At 63.8% G+C, this 17,572-nt stretch carries 11 protein-coding genes; 6 read left to right on the top strand and 5 right to left on the bottom strand.

What is annotated here, in order from left to right; genetic code table 11:
* Positions 1–295 precede the first annotated feature (295 nt).
* The 6 genes from VGO04_RS20945 to trxA all read left to right on the top strand — a co-directional run bounded on the left by VGO04_RS20945 (position 296) and on the right by trxA (position 12,180).
* Positions 296–2,776, top strand: coding sequence for a sensor histidine kinase (locus VGO04_RS20945; RefSeq protein WP_327497878.1), 2,481 nt, complete (start codon positions 296–298; stop codon positions 2,774–2,776).
* Entirely contained in the window at positions 2,776–4,287 is a 1,512-nt protein-coding gene (tsaE, locus tag VGO04_RS20940) for a tRNA (adenosine(37)-N6)-threonylcarbamoyltransferase complex ATPase subunit type 1 TsaE (RefSeq protein ID WP_327497879.1), read from the top strand. The genes VGO04_RS20945 and tsaE overlap by 1 nt, the downstream gene beginning before the upstream one ends.
* 10 nt (positions 4,288–4,297) lie before the next feature.
* Positions 4,298–5,029, top strand: a complete 732-nt coding sequence (locus VGO04_RS20935) for a nucleotidyltransferase family protein (RefSeq protein WP_327497877.1) — start codon at positions 4,298–4,300, stop codon at positions 5,027–5,029.
* The gene (gene addB / locus VGO04_RS20930) at positions 5,026–8,214 is read left to right on the top strand and encodes a double-strand break repair protein AddB (protein ID WP_414650576.1); all 3,189 of its coding nucleotides are present in this window, start codon (positions 5,026–5,028) and stop codon (positions 8,212–8,214) included. Before VGO04_RS20935 ends, addB begins: the two co-directional genes overlap by 4 nt.
* Positions 8,204–11,770, top strand: a complete 3,567-nt coding sequence (addA, locus tag VGO04_RS20925) for a double-strand break repair helicase AddA (protein WP_327497875.1) — start codon at positions 8,204–8,206, stop codon at positions 11,768–11,770. Before addB ends, addA begins: the two co-directional genes overlap by 11 nt.
* Positions 11,771–11,856: 86 nt before the next feature.
* Positions 11,857–12,180, top strand: coding sequence for a thioredoxin (trxA, locus tag VGO04_RS20920; protein ID WP_034801674.1), 324 nt, complete (start codon positions 11,857–11,859; stop codon positions 12,178–12,180).
* 88 nt (positions 12,181–12,268) lie between these two features.
* Here the strand turns inward: trxA and VGO04_RS20915 are convergent, their stop codons facing one another.
* From VGO04_RS20915 to VGO04_RS20895, 5 genes are all read right to left on the bottom strand, one after another.
* Positions 12,269–13,612 carry a folylpolyglutamate synthase/dihydrofolate synthase family protein gene (locus VGO04_RS20915; RefSeq protein WP_327497874.1) on the bottom strand — a complete coding sequence of 448 codons (1,344 nt, stop codon included), beginning with the start codon at positions 13,610–13,612 and terminating at the stop codon, positions 12,269–12,271.
* A gap of 109 nt (positions 13,613–13,721) precedes the next feature.
* The gene (gene accD / locus VGO04_RS20910; protein WP_327497873.1) at positions 13,722–14,636 is read right to left on the bottom strand and encodes an acetyl-CoA carboxylase, carboxyltransferase subunit beta; all 915 of its coding nucleotides are present in this window, start codon (positions 14,634–14,636) and stop codon (positions 13,722–13,724) included.
* A gap of 50 nt (positions 14,637–14,686) precedes the next feature.
* Complete coding sequence (trpA, locus tag VGO04_RS20905) at positions 14,687–15,526, bottom strand: tryptophan synthase subunit alpha (RefSeq protein WP_327497872.1); 840 nt, start codon at positions 15,524–15,526, stop codon at positions 14,687–14,689.
* 4 nt (positions 15,527–15,530) lie between these two features.
* Complete coding sequence (gene trpB, locus VGO04_RS20900; protein WP_034801666.1) at positions 15,531–16,751, bottom strand: tryptophan synthase subunit beta; 1,221 nt, start codon at positions 16,749–16,751, stop codon at positions 15,531–15,533.
* Positions 16,748–17,422, bottom strand: coding sequence for a phosphoribosylanthranilate isomerase (locus VGO04_RS20895; RefSeq protein ID WP_327497871.1), 675 nt, complete (start codon positions 17,420–17,422; stop codon positions 16,748–16,750). Before VGO04_RS20895 ends, trpB begins: the two co-directional genes overlap by 4 nt.
* Positions 17,423–17,572 lie beyond the last annotated feature (150 nt).

Here is a 17,572-nt window from a genome sequence, read left to right as displayed (position 1 = left end):
GCAATCCACAACATCTTGTGGCCGCGTTCTTGACAAGAGAGCGCGGCCGCTTTTTTGGGCGCCTCCCTTCCCGACGATTCGACGAGGAAGTATGCTCTAACCCATTGATTCGTGATGCCGGTGCGGACCTTGGGCATCGCGGATGGGATGTCTTGTCGAATAGGCGGCAAACAGACGGAGACAGACCGGGGATGCAATCGGAACTGGCGCGAGCCCTCAAACAGGGCCTCGGTGGAACTGTGCAAGGCGCGAAAAGGCCGGCAGCACCCTTCGGACAGACGGGGATGGCAGTGCCATGAACACAGATCAGACAGTTTTTCCGGGCACCCGCCGCAAGGGCCCGAAGTTCCTGCGCCACCTTTTGGCCGGCACCGCCCTCTTCGCAGCAACGGACGCGCTTGCGCAGGTCGCCCCGCAGAAGGCCGGCATCTTCGGCTCCTCGGAAGTCGTCACCTTCTCCGTGCTGATCGGCGTCATTTCCGCTGCCATGATCTCGGCAATCTGGCTGATCCGCCAGCGCGGCAACATCGAAGCGGAAAACCGCGAACTCAGGTCCGACCTGTCGGACGCCAATCAACGCCTCTCGCGCTACCAGGCGCTGGTCGCCGACAAGAACCGGCGGATCGTCATCTGGGACGGCCTGGCCGAACGCGCCGAACTGCTCGGGCAACTGCCGGCAGAGACCGGTGCACCGTCCGACGACCGCGACTTCCTGGCCTTCGGACGCTGGATCAAGGCGCAGTCGGCAGGCGAACTGGAAAAGGCGATCGACGCCCTTCGCACCCAAGCCCGCAGCTTCGACCTGGTGGTGGAGACGCAGCGCAGCGAAGTGCTGGAGGCGCAAGGGCGCGTATCCGGCGGACGCGCCTTCGTGCGCTTCATCGCGCTCAACAACATGCGGGCGGAGCTTGCAGAACTGAAGCTCGAACACGACCGGCTCAATTCAGCGCTCGTCTCCTTCCGCACGCTGCTCGACGCGATCGACCTGCCGGTCTGGCAGCGTGGAACCGATGGCGCGCTCACCTGGGTCAACGAGGCCTATGCCGACGCCGTCGAGGCTTCCGACGTCGCAACCGCCGTTGCCGAAGGCCGCGAGTTGCTCGCGACCGTGGCGCGCGAGAAGATCCGCTCCGTCTCCAGTTTCGACGCACCCTTCCACGACAAGGTCTCGACGGTCGTTCGGGGCAATCGCACCTTCTTCGACGTCGTCGATGCCCGCAGCCGCGCTGGATCCGCCGGCATCGCCGTCGACATATCCGGCATCGAAGCGGTGCGGGAGGAACTCAACCGCACGCTCAAGAGCCATGCCGAGACGCTTGACCATCTTGCAACCCCGGTCGCGATCTTCGACGGCAACCAGCGTCTGCAATTCTACAACCAGGCCTTCCAGCGGCTCTGGAACCTCGACATCGGCTTCCTCGAGCGCAAGCCCGACAACGGCGAGGTCCTCGACCGGCTCCGCGCCGGTGGCCAGCTGCCGGAACAGCTCAACTGGAAACAGTGGAAGGCAAACGCGCTCTCCGTCTATCAGGCGCTCGATACGCAGAGCGACCTTTGGCACCTGCCGAACGGTCAGACGCTGCGGGTCTTTGCCACCGCCCGCCCGCAGGGCGGCGTCACCTGGGTGTTCGAAAACCTGACCGAGAAGGTCGACCTGGAAACCCGCTACAACACGCTCGTTCAGGTCCAGGGCGAGACCATCGATCATCTGGCCGAAGGCGTGGCCGTGTTCGGCCCCGACGGACGCATTCGCCTGTCCAACCCGGCGTTCCGGGCGATCTGGGGCATCAGCGAGGCGGAAGCCAAGCCGGGCACCCATATCCGCTCGATCGAGCAAGCCTGCCTGATCTCCTACGATCAGCCGGACGGATGGAAGCGGTTCACCCACATCATCACCAGCTTCGACGACGAGCGGCCCTCCAGCCGTGGCATACTCGAGCTTCGGACCGGGCTGATCCTCGACTACGCCGTCATTCCCTTGCCGAATGCGCAGACGATGCTGACTTTCGTCAACATCACCGACAGCGTCAGGGTCGAGCGTGCGCTCACCGAAAAGAACGAAGCCCTGCGCAAGGCGGATGCGCTGAAGAACGACTTCGTCCACCACGTCTCCTACGAGCTGCGCTCGCCGCTCACCAACATTATCGGCTTCGCCGACCTGTTGAAGACACCTGCCTTCGGCGACCTCAACGACCGGCAGGCAGAGTATGTCGATCATATCGCCACCTCCTCGTCGCTGCTCCTGACGATCGTCAACGACATTCTCGATCTTGCGACGGTCGATGCCGGCATCGTCCAGCTCGACATGGCCGATATCAGCCTGACCGACTTCCTCGACGATATCGCCCACCAGATGGCCGACCGGCTGATCGAGAGCGGCGTGACGCTGAGGATCGCCGCTCCTGACAATCTCGGACGCATGGTCGCCGACCAGCAGCGGCTGAAGCAGATCTTCGTCAAGCTTTTGACCAATGCCGCGAACTTCGCGCCGGATGGCAGCGTCATCGACCTGAAGTGCCACCGCGAAGGCGGCGATTTCATCTTCTCCGTCTCGGACAGCGGCCCGGGTATCCCTCAGGACGTTCTCGATACCGTGTTCAATCGCTTCGAAAGCTACGGGCAGCGCGGTGGTGCGGGCCTCGGGCTCTCCATCGTCGAGAGCTTCGTCAGCCTGCACGAGGGCACGGTTTCGATCCGCAGCAAGGAAGGCGAAGGCACGGAAGTGACCTGCCGCATTCCCTCGGCCGAAGCGCCGAAGATCATCGCGGCCGAGTGATGCCTCCGGTCCAACGAATCCTTGCGGACGAAGCAGCAACGATCGAACTCGGCGAGGACCTGGCGCTGGCCCTGAAAGCCGGCGACTGCGTGGCTCTCTCGGGCGATCTCGGCGCCGGCAAGTCGACCTTTGCACGCGCCTTTCTGCGCGCACTTGCCGACGACGATGCCTTGGAAGTGCCGAGCCCGACCTTCACGCTGGTTCAGACCTACGAACTGCGCATTCCCGTCGCGCATTTCGACCTTTATCGACTGGCCGATTCGAGCGAACTCGACGAGCTCGGTTTCGACGAGGCGCTGTCTCAGGGCATCTGTCTGGTCGAGTGGCCGGAACGGGCCGACGACGCCCTGCCCGCCAACCGCATCACGCTCGCCATCACCCACGAAAATGACGGCCGACGCGTTGAAATTTCCGGCCCTGACGACAAGCTGCAACGCGTTGCCCGGTCGCTGGCGATCCGCGACTTTCTCAATCAGCATGGTCACGCCCAGGCGAGACGGCGGCACTTGAGCGGAGACGCGTCTATCCGGGCCTATGAGCGAATTCATCCGGCGGACGGTTCCGTTAGCCGGATTCTGATGGACTCACCGCGTCACAAGCCTGGTCCGATCCTTGAGGATGGCAAGTATTACCAGCAGCTTGCCCATATCGCCGAGGACGTCGTTCCTTTTGTCGCGATCGACCAGCTCCTGCTTTCCCGCAGCTTTGCGGCGCCCGCAATTGACGCCCGCGACCTCGATCAGGGCATCCTGCTGATCGAGGACCTCGGATCAGATGGCATTTTGGATGAGGCCGGAGAACCGATCGCGGAGCGCTATGTCGAGAGCGCGCGATTGCTCGCCCATCTCCATGGCGAACAGACCCCGACAGACATCCGCGTCGACGCGACCATTGTTCACCGCATCCCGGATTTCGACCGGGCGGCCATGAAGATCGAGACGCGGCTCCTGACCGACTGGTACCTGCCATGGAAACGCGGCGAACCGGCAAGCGAAGAGGAAAAGCGCGAATACGCCGCAATCTGGGATGGCCTGATCGACCTCCTGCAGACCTCTGAGACCAATCTGCTTTTTCGCGATTTCCACTCGCCAAACATCATCTGGCGCAAGGAGCGCAAGGGGCTCGACCGGATCGGCCTCATCGATTTCCAGGACGCGATGATCGGCCCGACCGCCTATGACGTCGCGTCGCTGGTGCAGGACGCGCGCGTCACGATTGTACCCTCGTTGGCCGATCGCATGATGGAAACCTATCTTGCCGAGCGCCACGCCGGCGGCACGTTCGACGAGGCGACGTTCTTGCGCGACTGGCACCTAATGTCGGCCCAGCGCAACTGCAAGCTTGTCGGTATCTGGGTGCGGCTGATGCAGCGCGACGGCAAGCCGGGCTACATGAAACATATGCCGCGGACTTTCGCCTATCTGGAGACCGCCCTGTCACATGAATCGCTGAAACCCTTGCGGGACTGGTGTATGAAGACCGGAATCCTCGTTTCCGAATCAGCGAACTGACAGAGAAGCAATGTCGATCAGCAATGCGATGGTGCTCGCCGCGGGCCTCGGCACCCGGCTTCGTCCGATCACCAACACCACGCCGAAGCCGCTCGTCAAAATCGCCGGCAAGCCGATGATCGACTATGTGCTCGACCTGCTGGTCGAAGCCGGCGTCAGCACGGCAGCCGTCAACGTGCACCATTTCGCCGATCAGATGGAGGGGCACCTCTCTCAGCGCGACGCGCCGGAGATCGTGATCTCCGACGAGCGCGACGCGCTGATGAATTCCGGTGGCGGCCTCGTCAAGGGTCTGAAGCTGCTGCCGGAAGGCCCGGTTCTGGTGATGAATGCCGACCTTTTCTGGGTCGGCGAACCAGCCGGCAGGCCCAGCAACCTGACGCGCCTTGCCGCGACGTTCGATGCAAGCCGCATGGACATGCTGCTTCTTTGCGTGCGCGACGAGGACACGACGGGCCACAACGGCAAGAGGGATTTTTCCCTCAGTGCCGACGGCAGGCTGACGCGTTATGCCGAAGGCATGCCTGATCCGGTGGTCTATGCCGGCGCGATCGCGCTCCATTCCCGCCTTTTTGACGACGCGCCCGATGACGCGTTCAACCTCAACATCTACTTCGATCGCGCCGCCGAGAAGGGCCGGCTCTTTGGCCTCCTGCTCGACGGCCACTGGATGACGGTCGGAACGCCCGAAGCAATCGGCGAAGCGGAGGCGGCGATCCGCCGCCACCAGCCGGAGGGATGAGCGTGAGCGGCCGCCGGTCCAACGTCTTCACGATCCCGCCCGGCCTCCCCTTCCTGAAGACGCTCGCCGAAAAACTTTGTGATGGGAGCCTGACGCCGGACTTCCGCTACGATCCGGCCGATCCCTTGCCGCTTGCCGGCGTGACGATCTTCGTGCCAACGCGGCGCTCGGCGCGCGTGCTGCGCTCGGAATTCGTCGATCTGCTCGGCGGCCGCTCCACCATCCTGCCGACGATCAAGGCACTGGGCGAAACCGACGACGACAGCGGCTTCTTCGACGCAGAAGTGCCGGCCGTGCTCGATCTCGCCCCGCCGCTGCCCGGTACGGCGCGGTTGATCGAGCTTGGCCGGTTGATTCTCGCCTGGCGCAACCGCTTGCCGAAGGTGGTGCTCGATATCCATGCGGAAAGCCCGCTGATTGCGCCGGCAAGCCCCGCAGACGCGATCTGGCTCGCGCGCAATCTCGCCGACCTCATCGACGCGATGGAAACGGAAGAGCTTGATTGGGACGAACTCGACCGGCTGGATGCCGGTGAGCACGCGCTTTGGTGGCAGCTGACGCTCGAATTCTTGAAGATCGCCCGCACCTATTGGCCGGAACGGCTCGAGGAACTCAAGCAATCCTCCCCCGCCCGCCACCGCAACGCCATCCTGCAGGCCGAAACGCAGCGGATCGCCTCGGGCAAGATCGAAGGCCCGATCGTCATTGCCGGCTCCACCGGCTCTATCCCGGCGACCGCGGCACTGATCGCCGCCGTGCAGAAACTGGCGAACGGCACGATCGTGTTGCCGGGCCTCGACCAGACGATGAGCGATGCCGAGTGGGACATGATCGTCGCCGATGCGGCACTCGACGGCCGGCCGGATCCGGCAAGCCGCAGCCATCCGCAATACGGCTTCTACCGGCTATTGAAACGCATAGCCGTTCTGCGTCCCGACGTGGCCGCCCTGGCCAGCGCCGAACGGGACCTCGACGTGCGCGCCGAGATCCTGTCGCATGCGCTACTGCCGGCAAAGGCGACCAATTCCTGGACCCAGATGCGCAGCGACATGGATCCCGAATTGCTGCAGGCGGCCTTCGGGGATGCCGCCCTTATCCAGACCGCCAATGAACGCGAGGAAGCAGCGGCGATTGCGGTCGCCCTGCGGCTGGCGCTCGAAGGCAGCGAAGACAGCCAGGCAGCGCTGATCACGCCCGACAGAAACCTCGCGCGACGGGTCGGCAGCGAGCTTGCGCGGTTCGGCATCGAGGCCGACGATTCCGCCGGTACGCCCTTGTCGTCGACGCCACAGGGCAGCTTCATGCGCCTGCTTCTGGAGGCAAGCCTGCGTCCCGGCGATCCCGTGCCCTTCGTCGCGCTGCTGAAGCATTCGGTGGCGCGCTTCGGTCTGTCCGTAGACGCGATGCGCCAAGGTGCCGATACGCTGGAGCGGATGGCCCTGCGCGGCAGCACGGCAACCGTCGACATCCTCGCACTCGAGCCGCTGCTGGACGCGGCGATTGTCCGTCACAAGACCGACCGCCACCCGCCGGAATGGCGGGTCGGGATCAACGACGACGATCTGCAGGCGGCTCGCAACCTGGCCCGGAAGATCGGCATCGCGCTCGCACCGCTGGCCTTGGCGCTTACGCGCAGCAGTGACGGCAGCCGCCTGTTCTCCGAAGAATACACCCTCGCCGACTGGGCGACACGCACCGGCCAGGCACTGGAAGCCGCCTCGGCCGACGAGCGCGGCGATCTCGGTGGTCTGTGGTCCGGAGAGGCGGCCGACACGCTGGCGACGCTGCTTCGTGGGATCATCGAGACCGATGGCCAGATGACCGCAGACGGACCGCAATGGTGCGACGTCATGGAAGCGCTCTCCGCGAGTGCTGCCGTCAAGCCGCGGTCCATGCGCCACCCACGGGTCTTCATCTTCGGTGCGCTGGAATCGCGCCTGCAGAGCATGGATCTGGTGGTGCTCGGTGGCATGAACGAGGGCAATTGGCCGGGCCAGACTGCCAACGACCCCTTCCTGTCGCGCACGATGAAGACGGGAATCGGCCTCGAACCGCCGGAGCGGCGGATCGGCCAGCTGGCACATGATTTCCAGATGGCCTGCGGCACACGGCGGCTGATCTTTACCCGATCGATGCGTCAGGGTTCCGCGCCGACGGTCGCGTCGCGCTGGTTACAGCGTTTGCTGGCCCTTGGTGGCGAGCGATTGACGAAGGCCTTGCAGGCCAATGGTGCCGACTACCTGACCTGGGCGCGGATGCTTGACGACGGCGGGCGCCAGCCGCTCGCCGAACGCCCGTCGCCCCGGCCACCGGCGGACCTGCAGCCACGCAAATATTCCTTCAGCGAGGTCTCGCGGCTGAGGCGCGATCCCTATGCCATTTATGCCCGGCGTATTCTGCGCCTGCACCCACTCGATCCGTTCAACAGCGATCCGGGTGCGGCCGAGCGCGGCACGCTCTACCACCAGATCGTCGAGCGTTTCGTGCGCGGCGGCTTCGACCTCATGTCGCCAGCCGCAGACGAAGCCATGCACCGGCTCCTCAACGAGGCCTTCGACGAGGCCCGCCTGCCCGTTCACATCGACACGATCTGGCGGCCCCGTTTCGCCAATGTCGGCAAGGCCTTCATTGATTGGGAGCGCGACCGGGCGCGCTGGATACGGCGATCGCGTACCGAGGTTCCGGCCTCCATGGAGATCGGCGTCGCCGACATGCGACTGACAGGCGTCGCCGACCGGCTCGATCTGCTCGGAGACGGCAGCGTCGAGCTGATCGACTACAAGACCGGCTCCACGCCATCGATCAAGGAAGCCCGCGTGCTGCTCGATCCGCAGCTTGCGCTGGAGGCGGCAGCGCTCAAGGCCGGAGCGTTCAAGGATGTGCCGCCGAGCCACCCGCAAGCGCTTCTCTATGTCAGGCTCAAGCCTGGCGCGCGCTTCAAGTCAGAAACGGTCAACAACGAGGGCAGCAAGGCGAAGGAAACCAAGTCCGCCGACCAGCTCGCCGACGAATCGCTTGCCGAGCTGAGGAAACTGCTCAGCGCCTTGCTTGCGGGCAAACACGGGTTTGCGTCGCGCTTGATCGTTCAGAAAGAGCGCGACTATGGCGGCGAGTACGACCATCTGGCACGCGTCGCCGAATGGTCGACAGCCGACAGCGACGAGGATGACGGCGATGAGGGATGACAGTCTCGGCCCCCAACAGGCGACACCGCAGGGCTGGCTCGACTGGACCTCGCGAAGGCAGTCGCTCGCCTCCGACCCTCAGCGCTCCGCCTGGGTTTCCGCCAACGCCGGATCCGGCAAGACGCATGTTCTGACGCAACGCGTGATCCGGCTGCTGCTTGCCGGCTGCCGGCCGTCGGCCATCCTCTGCCTGACCTATACCAAGGCGGCGGCCTCCGAAATGTCGAACCGCGTCTTCGAGCGGCTGGCGGAATGGGTGACGCTCGACGATCAGGCGCTGGAAAAGCGGATCGAGGCGATCGAGGGCGAGCGGCCATCGCTCTTCAAGCTGCAGGAGGCGCGCCGGCTGTTTGCTCGCGCGCTGGAGACACCGGGTGGCCTGAAGATCCAGACGATCCACGCCTTTTGCGAAGCGTTGCTGCACCAGTTTCCGTTGGAAGCCAATGTCGCCGGGCATTTTTCGGTTCTCGACGACCGCGCTGCCGCGGTGCTTCTCGCCGACGCCCGCCGCTTGCTGCTGACCGCGACCGCATCGAAGGACGACCCGGAACTGGTGCGCGCCTTTGCGACCGTTCTGGATATCGCCGATGACACGGGCCTGGAAAAGCTGCTTGGCGCGATCGTCGAAAATCGCACTTCGATCCAGGTGTTCCTCGACCATGCCGACGCTCACGGCGGCGCCGAGGCGGAGCTTCGGCGTGCCTTGAAGCTGACACCTGGCGAAAGCGCCGACAGCGCCATGGCTGACGTCTGGCCGTTGGCGGGACTGAACGGTGCGGCACTGGAGCGCTATTTCTCACTCGCAAAGAGCGCCGGCGGGAGCAAGGTTCTGGAGTTTGCCGAGGGATTGAGAGCGGTCTCCAAACCGATGGATCTCAAAGCCCGCTACGACGGCCTCAGGCATCTGTTCTTCACCGGCACCGGCAAGCCGCGCGCCCAATCCGCGTTCCTGAACAAGGCCATGCAGCAGGCGGCACCCGATCTCGTCGATCTCGTCGATGAGGCCTACCGCCATGTCGTCGCCTGCATCGATCGCGTCAGCATCCTCAAAATGTTCGAGGCGACGCTGGCAGCACTTACACTCGCAGAAAGGCTCAATGCCGACTACGAGGAGCTCAAGCGACGACGCAGCCAACTCGATTTCGAGGATCTGATCAACCGCACGGCGGCGCTCTTTGCTAGGGGCGATGTCAGCGCCTGGGTGCACTACAAGCTCGACCAGGGTATCGACCATATCCTTGTCGACGAAGCCCAGGATACGAGCCCCGCGCAATGGACCATCATCCAGGCGCTCGCTGCAGACTTCTTTTCCGGCGAGAGCGCCCGCGGCACGGAGCGGACGATGTTCGCCGTCGGTGACGAGAAGCAGTCGATCTACTCGTTCCAGGGCGCGCGCCCGGAGCGGTTTTCGCGCGAAAGCATCGAGACCGAGCGGCGGGTGCGCGACGGCGGCAAGGCATTCGAGCCCATCCGCCTCCAGCTTTCCTTCCGCTCCACCGTCGACGTGCTCTCGGCTGTCGATGCGGTGTTTGCCAATCCAGCGCATGCACGCGGCTTGAGCGCCCTCAGCGAACCGGTCGTTCACGCCTCGAACCGCATCGGCCATCCGGGCGCCGTCGATATCTGGGACGCAATCGCCTCGGAACCGCCGGATGCGGACGAAGAGTGGACCGCCGCCTTCGATGCGACGCCGGAGAGCGCACCGGTCAACATCCTTGCCCGCCGGGTTGCGGCCGTGCTGGACCAATGGATCGGCAAGGAGACTATCGTCGAAAAAGGTGTTCGCCGAGCGATGCGCCCAGGCGATGTCATCGTGCTCGTTCGCAAGCGCGATGCCTTCGTCAACGCGCTCACCAGGGCGCTGAAGCGCCGCAACAATATTCCGGTCGCAGGCGCCGATCGTCTGGTGCTGACACGACACATTGCCGTCCAAGACCTGCTTGCACTCGGACGTTTTGTCCTGTTGCCGCAGGACGATCTGTCACTCGCCGCATTGTTGAAATGCCCGTTGTTCAACATTGGCGAGGATGCGCTGTTCGAACTCGCCGCACGACGCCGAGAGGGCGAAAGCCTGTGGCAACGCCTGCAACATGAGGCGGATGACGGGATCCTGTTCCACCAGACGGCGAGAACGCTGAAGTCCTACGCAATGCTTGCGAAGCAGCTGGCACCGCACGATTTCTATGCGCGCATCCTTGGTGTTCACGGCGGCAGGGCCGCTTTCCTCGCGCGCCTTGGCAGCGAGGTGAGCGACATTCTCGACGAGTTCCTGACCTTCGCGCTCGACCAGGAAAGAAGCGGCCTGCCCGGCCTCCAGGCCTTCGTTTCGACGCTGGAAATGGAGGCGCCGACCGTCAAGCGCGAGCAGGACAAGGAGCGCGACGAAGTCCGGATCATGACGGTGCATGCCGCCAAGGGCCTCGAAGCGCCCGTGGTCTTCCTGGTCGACGGCGGCGGGGCGCCATTCAGCAACCAGCATGTGCCCTCCCTGCGTTTCCTCGAACTGCCGCAGCGCGACAGCACCCTACTTTCGCTTCCTGTGTGGCGGGCGCCGGGTTCGGAATCGAATTCGCTCGTCACGGCGGATAACGACCGGCTGAAGACGCTCGCCGAGGAAGAGTATCGCCGCCTGCTCTATGTCGGCATGACCCGCGCCGCCGACCGCCTGATCGTCTGCGGCTATCGTGGCCAGCGCACCGTCGCCGAAACGTGGCATGCCATGGTTCAGGCGAGCCTTGCCCAGGATGAAAAGGGCCGCGGCCACCCGGCCATGTTCCATGCGGGCAGCGAGGAGTGGGCCGGCCATACCTGGCGCGAGACGCATATCGATCGCGACATCCCCTTGAGCGATGCGCCATCGGCGGACCATGGTCGCCCTGCGACTTGGCTGCCGAAAGCGCTTTCGACGCCGCTACCGTCGCAGAAGCGCCTGCCGCGACCGCTGAGCCCCTCCGGCATCGGTATCGCGGTCGACGAGGATAATGGCGAGGATCTGGTCGGATCGGCGCTCTTCTCCGAACAGGCCCCGGCCAACCTCTCCATGCTGCGGGGCGCCATTCTGCACCGGCTTTTGCAGGTGCTGCCCACCCTTCCCGTCGAGGCCCGTCGTATGGCGGCGGAGCGCTATCTTGCTCGTTCCGTGCCGCGATGGTCGGCAGAACAGTGCGCGGCGTTGATTGCCGGTGTGGAGAGCGTGCTCGACCACCCGGATCTGCAGGCTCTCTTCGCCGCCGGGAGCCGCGCCGAAGTCTCCGTCATGGGTACGCTCACGCTCGGCAAGCGCGACCATGCGGTCTCCGGTCGCATCGACCGTTTGGCTGTGAGCGCCGGCGTCGTGACGATTGCCGACTTCAAGACGAACAGGCAGGTGCCGTCATCTCCCGATGACGTTCCCTTTGCCCACAAGGCGCAGCTTGCGATCTATCGTGAACTGTTGCGGCCGCTCTATCCGGCACACGCGTTTCGATGCGTGCTGATCTTCACCGAAGGACCGGCAATTCACGTCCTTGGCGACACGGCGCTCGACAGGAGCCTTGAAGACCTCGCGACAAAGTGAGATACCCGATATTGAAAATCCAGCGCGTCCCACTCACATGAGACACAACATCTGGATACTCCCATCCCGAACGCAAGGAGCAGCCTATGGCTACTGTAAAAGTCGATACATCCAATTTTCAGCAGGAAGTCCTGAACTCCGCCGAGCCGGTGGTTGTCGATTTCTGGGCCGAATGGTGCGGCCCGTGCAAGATGATCGCCCCGAGCCTCGAGGAAATCTCGAACGAACTCGCCGGCAAGGTCAAGGTCGCCAAGCTCAACATCGACGAGAACCCGGAACTGGCTGCCCAGTACGGCGTTCGCTCGATCCCGACGCTCGCCATGTTCAAGGCTGGCGAAGTGGCTGACATCAAGGTTGGCGCGGCACCGAAGACCGCCCTCTCCTCGTGGATCTCCACGGCCGTCGCCTAAGACCTTCTGCTGAACGCTAAAAAGCCCGGCAATGCCGGGCTTTTTTTGTGCCGTTTATCTCATCGAGGACCGCAGAAACGGGTCGCAATCACTTCGGCGGCGTGCCGTTGTCGGCAAGAACATCCCCCACCAGATAGAGCGAACCGCCGATGAGGATGCGTGGCGGAACGGGATCCTCGTCGACCAGATTGGCAATGATCGTCAGCGCTTCGGCGACGGACGAGACCGCCGACGTCTCGAAGCCGACGGCGGCCGCGTCGGTTGCCAGCGCCACCGGGTCCAGCCCGGCATCGGACCCGCGGATCGGAACGGTGAAGACCTGTTCGGCGAGGTCGAGAAACGCTCGGAAATAGCCGATCGGATCCTTGGTGTTGATCATGCCGATGATCAGAAACAGGGGCCGCGACTCACGCTCTTCGAAGGTCGCCATCGCTTCGGCAATCACCTGGCCGGCGCCAGGATTGTGGCCGCCATCAACCCAGATTTCCGCATCGGAAGGGCCGTAGTGCGTCAGCTTGCCGCTGGTCAGGCGCTGCAGGCGCCCCGGCCACTCGACACGGGCGAGCCCGGTCTCGATCGCCGTATCCGAAACGTCGAATCCGGCGGCCCGAACGGCGCGGATGGCAGCGGCCGCATTGGCGTATTGGTGGCGCCCCGGCAGCTTCGGCAGCGGCAGATCGGCAAGCCCGCCTCCATCCTGGTAGACCAGACGGCCGAATTCTTCATGCGCCATGAAGTCCTGGCCATAGACGAACATCGGGCAACCCAATCGTTCGGCCGTCGAAACCAGCACATCGCGTGCCGTCTCCTCTTCCTGCTGGCCGATCACGACGGGGCAGCCGCGCTTCATGATGCCGGCCTTCTCCGCCGCGATCAGTTCCACCCGGTCACCCAGATAGGCCTGATGGTCGAGCGAGATCGGCATGATGACGGAAACGGCCGGGCGCGAGATCACATTGGTGGCGTCGAAACGGCCGCCAAGGCCCACCTCGATGATCGCCACATCCGCCGGATGTTCGGCAAAAAGCAGGAAGGTAACCGCCGTCAGGATCTCGAAAACGGTGATCTTCTCGCCGCCATTGGCTTCGGCAACACGGCGCACGGCGTCCGCAAGCACCGGATCGCTCACCAACCGCCCCCGACCGCCCTTGACGCCCAGACGGTAGCGCTCGTGCCAATTGACGAGATGCGGCGAGGTGTGAACGTGGACGCTGAGACCGGCCGCTTCAAGAATCGCTCGCGAGAAAGCCGTCGTCGAGCCCTTGCCGTTGGTGCCGGCGACATGGATCACCGGCGGCAGGCGGTCCTGCGGGTTGCCGAGCGCGGCGAGAAGCCGGGTTATCCTGTCCAGGGACAGATCGAACCCTTTCGGGTGCAGCGCGAGAAGTTTTTCGATCTCGTAGCCTGCTTCGCTGGCTTCCACCGCTGTCATATCACCCTGCCCCGACACGATCGAATGCTGGGGCATCTCCGCCGTGCGGAAATGCCCAATCTGCTTTGGTCGCGCAGCAACGATCGAAAAGCCGCTGCGCGAACAGGTGTTATGCGCTTGCCGCGACCGGCAAGGCGGCCGGCTGCGTGCCGCCATTGAGCTTGGACGCTTCCGCCGGCTTCTTCAGGAGGATCTTCAGAACCCGAGCGAGTGTCGAAGGAATGTCATGGCGCTTGACGACCATGTCGACCATGCCGTGCTCGAGAAGATACTCGGAGGTCTGGAAGCCTTCCGGCAGCTTTTCGCGCAGCGTCTGCTCGATCACCCGCTTGCCGGCAAAGCCGATCTCGGCACCCGGCTCAGCCATCTGGATGTCGCCGAGCATGGCGTAGGAGGCGGTGACGCCACCGGTGGTCGGATTGGTCAGCACGACGATGTAGGGAAGGCCGGCTTCCTTCAGCATATTGACCGCAACCGTGGTGCGCGGCAGCTGCATCAGCGACAGGATGCCTTCCTGCATGCGGGCGCCGCCCGAGGCCGGGAAAATGACCAGCGGGCACTTCTCGGCAATGGCCTTTTCAAACGCCTTGATGATCGCCTCGCCGGCAGCCATGCCGAGCGAGCCGCCGATGAAGTTGAACTCGTGCACGACGGCGACGAGCTTGACGCCCTGGACGCGGCCGACGCCGGCAACGATCGTGTCTTCAAGCTCGGTCTTGGCGCGGCTGTCGCGCAGACGGTCGGCGTATTTCTTGGAATCGCGGAACTTCAGCGGGTCCTGGGCAACCTTCGGCTGCGGCAGAGACTCATAGATGCCGCCGTCGAACAGGTCCTTCAACCGGGCCTTGGCCGGCATCTTCATATGGAAGCCCGACTGCGGGATGACCCATTTGTTTTCCTCGAGATCGCGGTGGAACACCATCTCGCCGGTTTCCGGGCACTTGATCCAGAGGTTTTCCGGAACTTCCCGGCGGCCAAGCATCGAGTTGATCTTCGGCCGAACGTAGTTTGTGATCCAGTTCACTTAGTAACTCCTGAAGACTTTCTTCGGGTTGTGCGCGCTAATATAGGCAATTATTCGGCTGCTGCGAGGCGTGCGGACCGCACGCCTGCCGAGAGCCCTCTTACCAGCGCTTCGACACCCGGAACCGTCGCATCGGTTGCCTTGCCCTCTTCGGTCAGGCTCGACGCGATCTGGTTGACGATCGCCGTACCGACGACCACGCCATCGGCGGATGCACCGATGGCTCTTGCATGTTCCGCCGTCTTGACGCCGAAACCGACGCAGACCGGCAGAGATGTATGCGCCTTGATACGCGCGACGGCGCCGCCAATCAATGACGGGTCAGGCAAAGCCGACCCGGTGATGCCGTTCATCGACACGTAATAGACGAAACCGGAGGTGTTTTCGAGCACCTTCGGCAAACGACGCTCGTCGGTGGTCGGCGTCGCCAGGCGAATGAAGTTGATGCCCTTCTCAAGCGCCGGGATGCAAAGCTCGTCGTCCATTTCCGGCGGCAGGTCGACCACGATCAGGCCGTCGATGCCGGCAGCCAATGCATCCGTCAGGAAGCGGTCGACGCCATAGATGTAGACGGGATTGTAGTAGCCCATGAGCACGATCGGCGTGCGCTGGTCCTCCTCACGGAAGCGACGAGCAATCTCCAGCGTCTTGGCGAGCGTCTGGCCGCCCTTCAGCGAGCGCTGGCCGGCGAGCTGGATCGCCGGGCCGTCGGCCATCGGGTCCGAAAAGGGCATGCCGAGCTCGATGACGTCGGCCCCGGCCTTCGGCAGGGCTTTCATGATCGACAGCGACGTTTCGAAGTCCGGATCGCCGCCCATGAAATAGGTGACGAGAACCGGGCGTCCCTCGGCCGCGACATCGGCAAAACGCTTGTCCATGCGTGCGGTCATGATCTTACTGCCCCATTCCCAGTAGCTTGCCGACGGTGAAGATGTCCTTGTCGCCGCGACCGGAGAGATTCATCAGGATGATCTCGTCCTTGCCCATCTTCGGCGCACGCTTGATGACTTCGGCGAGCGCATGCGACGGCTCGAGCGCCGGAATGATGCCTTCGAGGCGGGTCAGCGTCTGGAACGCTTCGAGCGCTTCGTGGTCCATGATCGGCACGTATTCGACGCGGCCGACATCGTTCAGCCAGGCATGCTCCGGGCCGATGCCGGGATAGTCGAGACCGGCCGAAATCGAATGGCCTTCCTTGATCTGGCCGTCGCCGTCCTGCAGCAGATAGGTGCGGTTGCCGTGAAGCACGCCGGGCGAACCAGCGGTGATCGAGGCACAATGCTCGTCGCCCTCGATACCCTTGCCGCCTGCTTCGACGCCGACGATCTTGACGCTCTCGTCGTCGAGGAACGGATGGAAGATGCCGATCGCGTTGGAGCCACCGCCGACGGCGGCAATGACGAGATCCGGCAGCCGGCCTTCGGCGGCCAGCATCTGTTCCTTGGCTTCCTGGCCGATGACGGCCTGGAAATCGCGGACCATCTCCGGATAGGGATGCGGGCCGGCAGCCGTGCCGATCAGGTAATAGGTGTTGTCGACATTGGTGACCCAGTCGCGCAGCGCCTCGTTCATGGCGTCCTTGAGCGTGCCGCTCCCGGCCGTTACCGGCTTCACCTCGGCACCGAGCAGCTTCATGCGGAAGACGTTCGGCGCCTGGCGCTCGACGTCGGTCGCGCCCATGTAGACGACGCAGGGCAGGCCGAAGCGGGCGGCGACCGTTGCCGAAGCCACGCCGTGCTGGCCGGCACCGGTCTCGGCGATGATGCGGGTCTTGCCCATGCGCTTGGCGAGCAGGATCTGGCCAATGCAATTGTTGATCTTGTGCGAACCGGTGTGGTTCAGCTCTTCGCGCTTGAAGTAGATCTTGGCGCCGCCGAGTTCGGCCGTCAGCCGTTCGGCGAAATAGAGCGGGCTCGGCCGGCCGATGTAATGGGCGCCGAGGTGTTCCAGTTCCGCCTTGAAGGCCGGGTCGTTTTTCGCGTTGTCCCACTCGTTCTGCAGGTCGAGGATCAAGGGCATCAGGGTTTCGGCGACGAAGCGGCCGCCGAAGATGCCGAAACGACCGTCTTCATCCGGGCCGCCCCGGAAGGAATTCAACTTTGGCGCCTGGTTCACGTCCTGCTCCCTGACCGTGGCATGCCCGCCTCTGCCTGGCGAACGGCATTGAAAAACGATTCCATGAGCTTCAGATCCTTGACGCCCGGCGCGCTCTCGACGCCGGAGGAGATATCGATGGCGCGGGCGCGGGTCTGCGCCATGGCCTCGCCGATGTTGTCGGCGTTGAGACCACCGGAAAGCATGTAATCGACGCTTCCGTCAAGCGCATCGAGCAGCTTCCAGTCAAAGGAAACGCCGTTGCCACCGGGCAAATCCGATCCCACCGGCGCCTTGGCGTCGAACAGGAAGCGATCGGCGATGCCGATATAGGCGTCGATCTTGTCGAGATCCGAGGCCTCCCGGACCGAAAAGACCTTCATGACCGGAAGACCGTACATGGCCTTGACGGTCAACAGGCGCTCCGGGCTTTCGCCGCCGTGCAACTGCAGGATATCCGGGTTGAGCGCCGAGACGATTTCATCAAGCTCGTCATTGTCGGCATTGACCGTGACCGCGACGATCTTTGCCTGACCGCGGATGCGGTCGGCGATCCGGCCGGCATCATCGGGCTCGATGTTCCTCGGGCTTTTCGGAAAAAAGATGAAGCCGGTATGCGATGCGCCGAGCGCGACGGCGCGCTCCAACGCTTCCGCGGTCTTCAGCCCGCATATCTTCACTTCGGTTTTCATGAGAAGCGACCTTGCATGAAATGTCACGGGAGTCGAGCCAAAAACCGACGTCGAACACGACTGCCAACGCCCTTAGATGCGGTGCGCCGAAGCGCTCTGCAAGTGGCGCAACGCTTGCCGGCCTAGCCCTCAACGAGCCTGTGGGCGAAG

Origin of the sequence: Ensifer sp. (assembly GCF_035999185.1) — a bacterium.
Taxonomy (GTDB): domain Bacteria; phylum Pseudomonadota; class Alphaproteobacteria; order Rhizobiales; family Rhizobiaceae; genus Ensifer.
The sequence above is the reverse complement of the archived record's forward strand: the minus strand, read 5'-3'. Positions and strand labels throughout refer to the sequence as shown.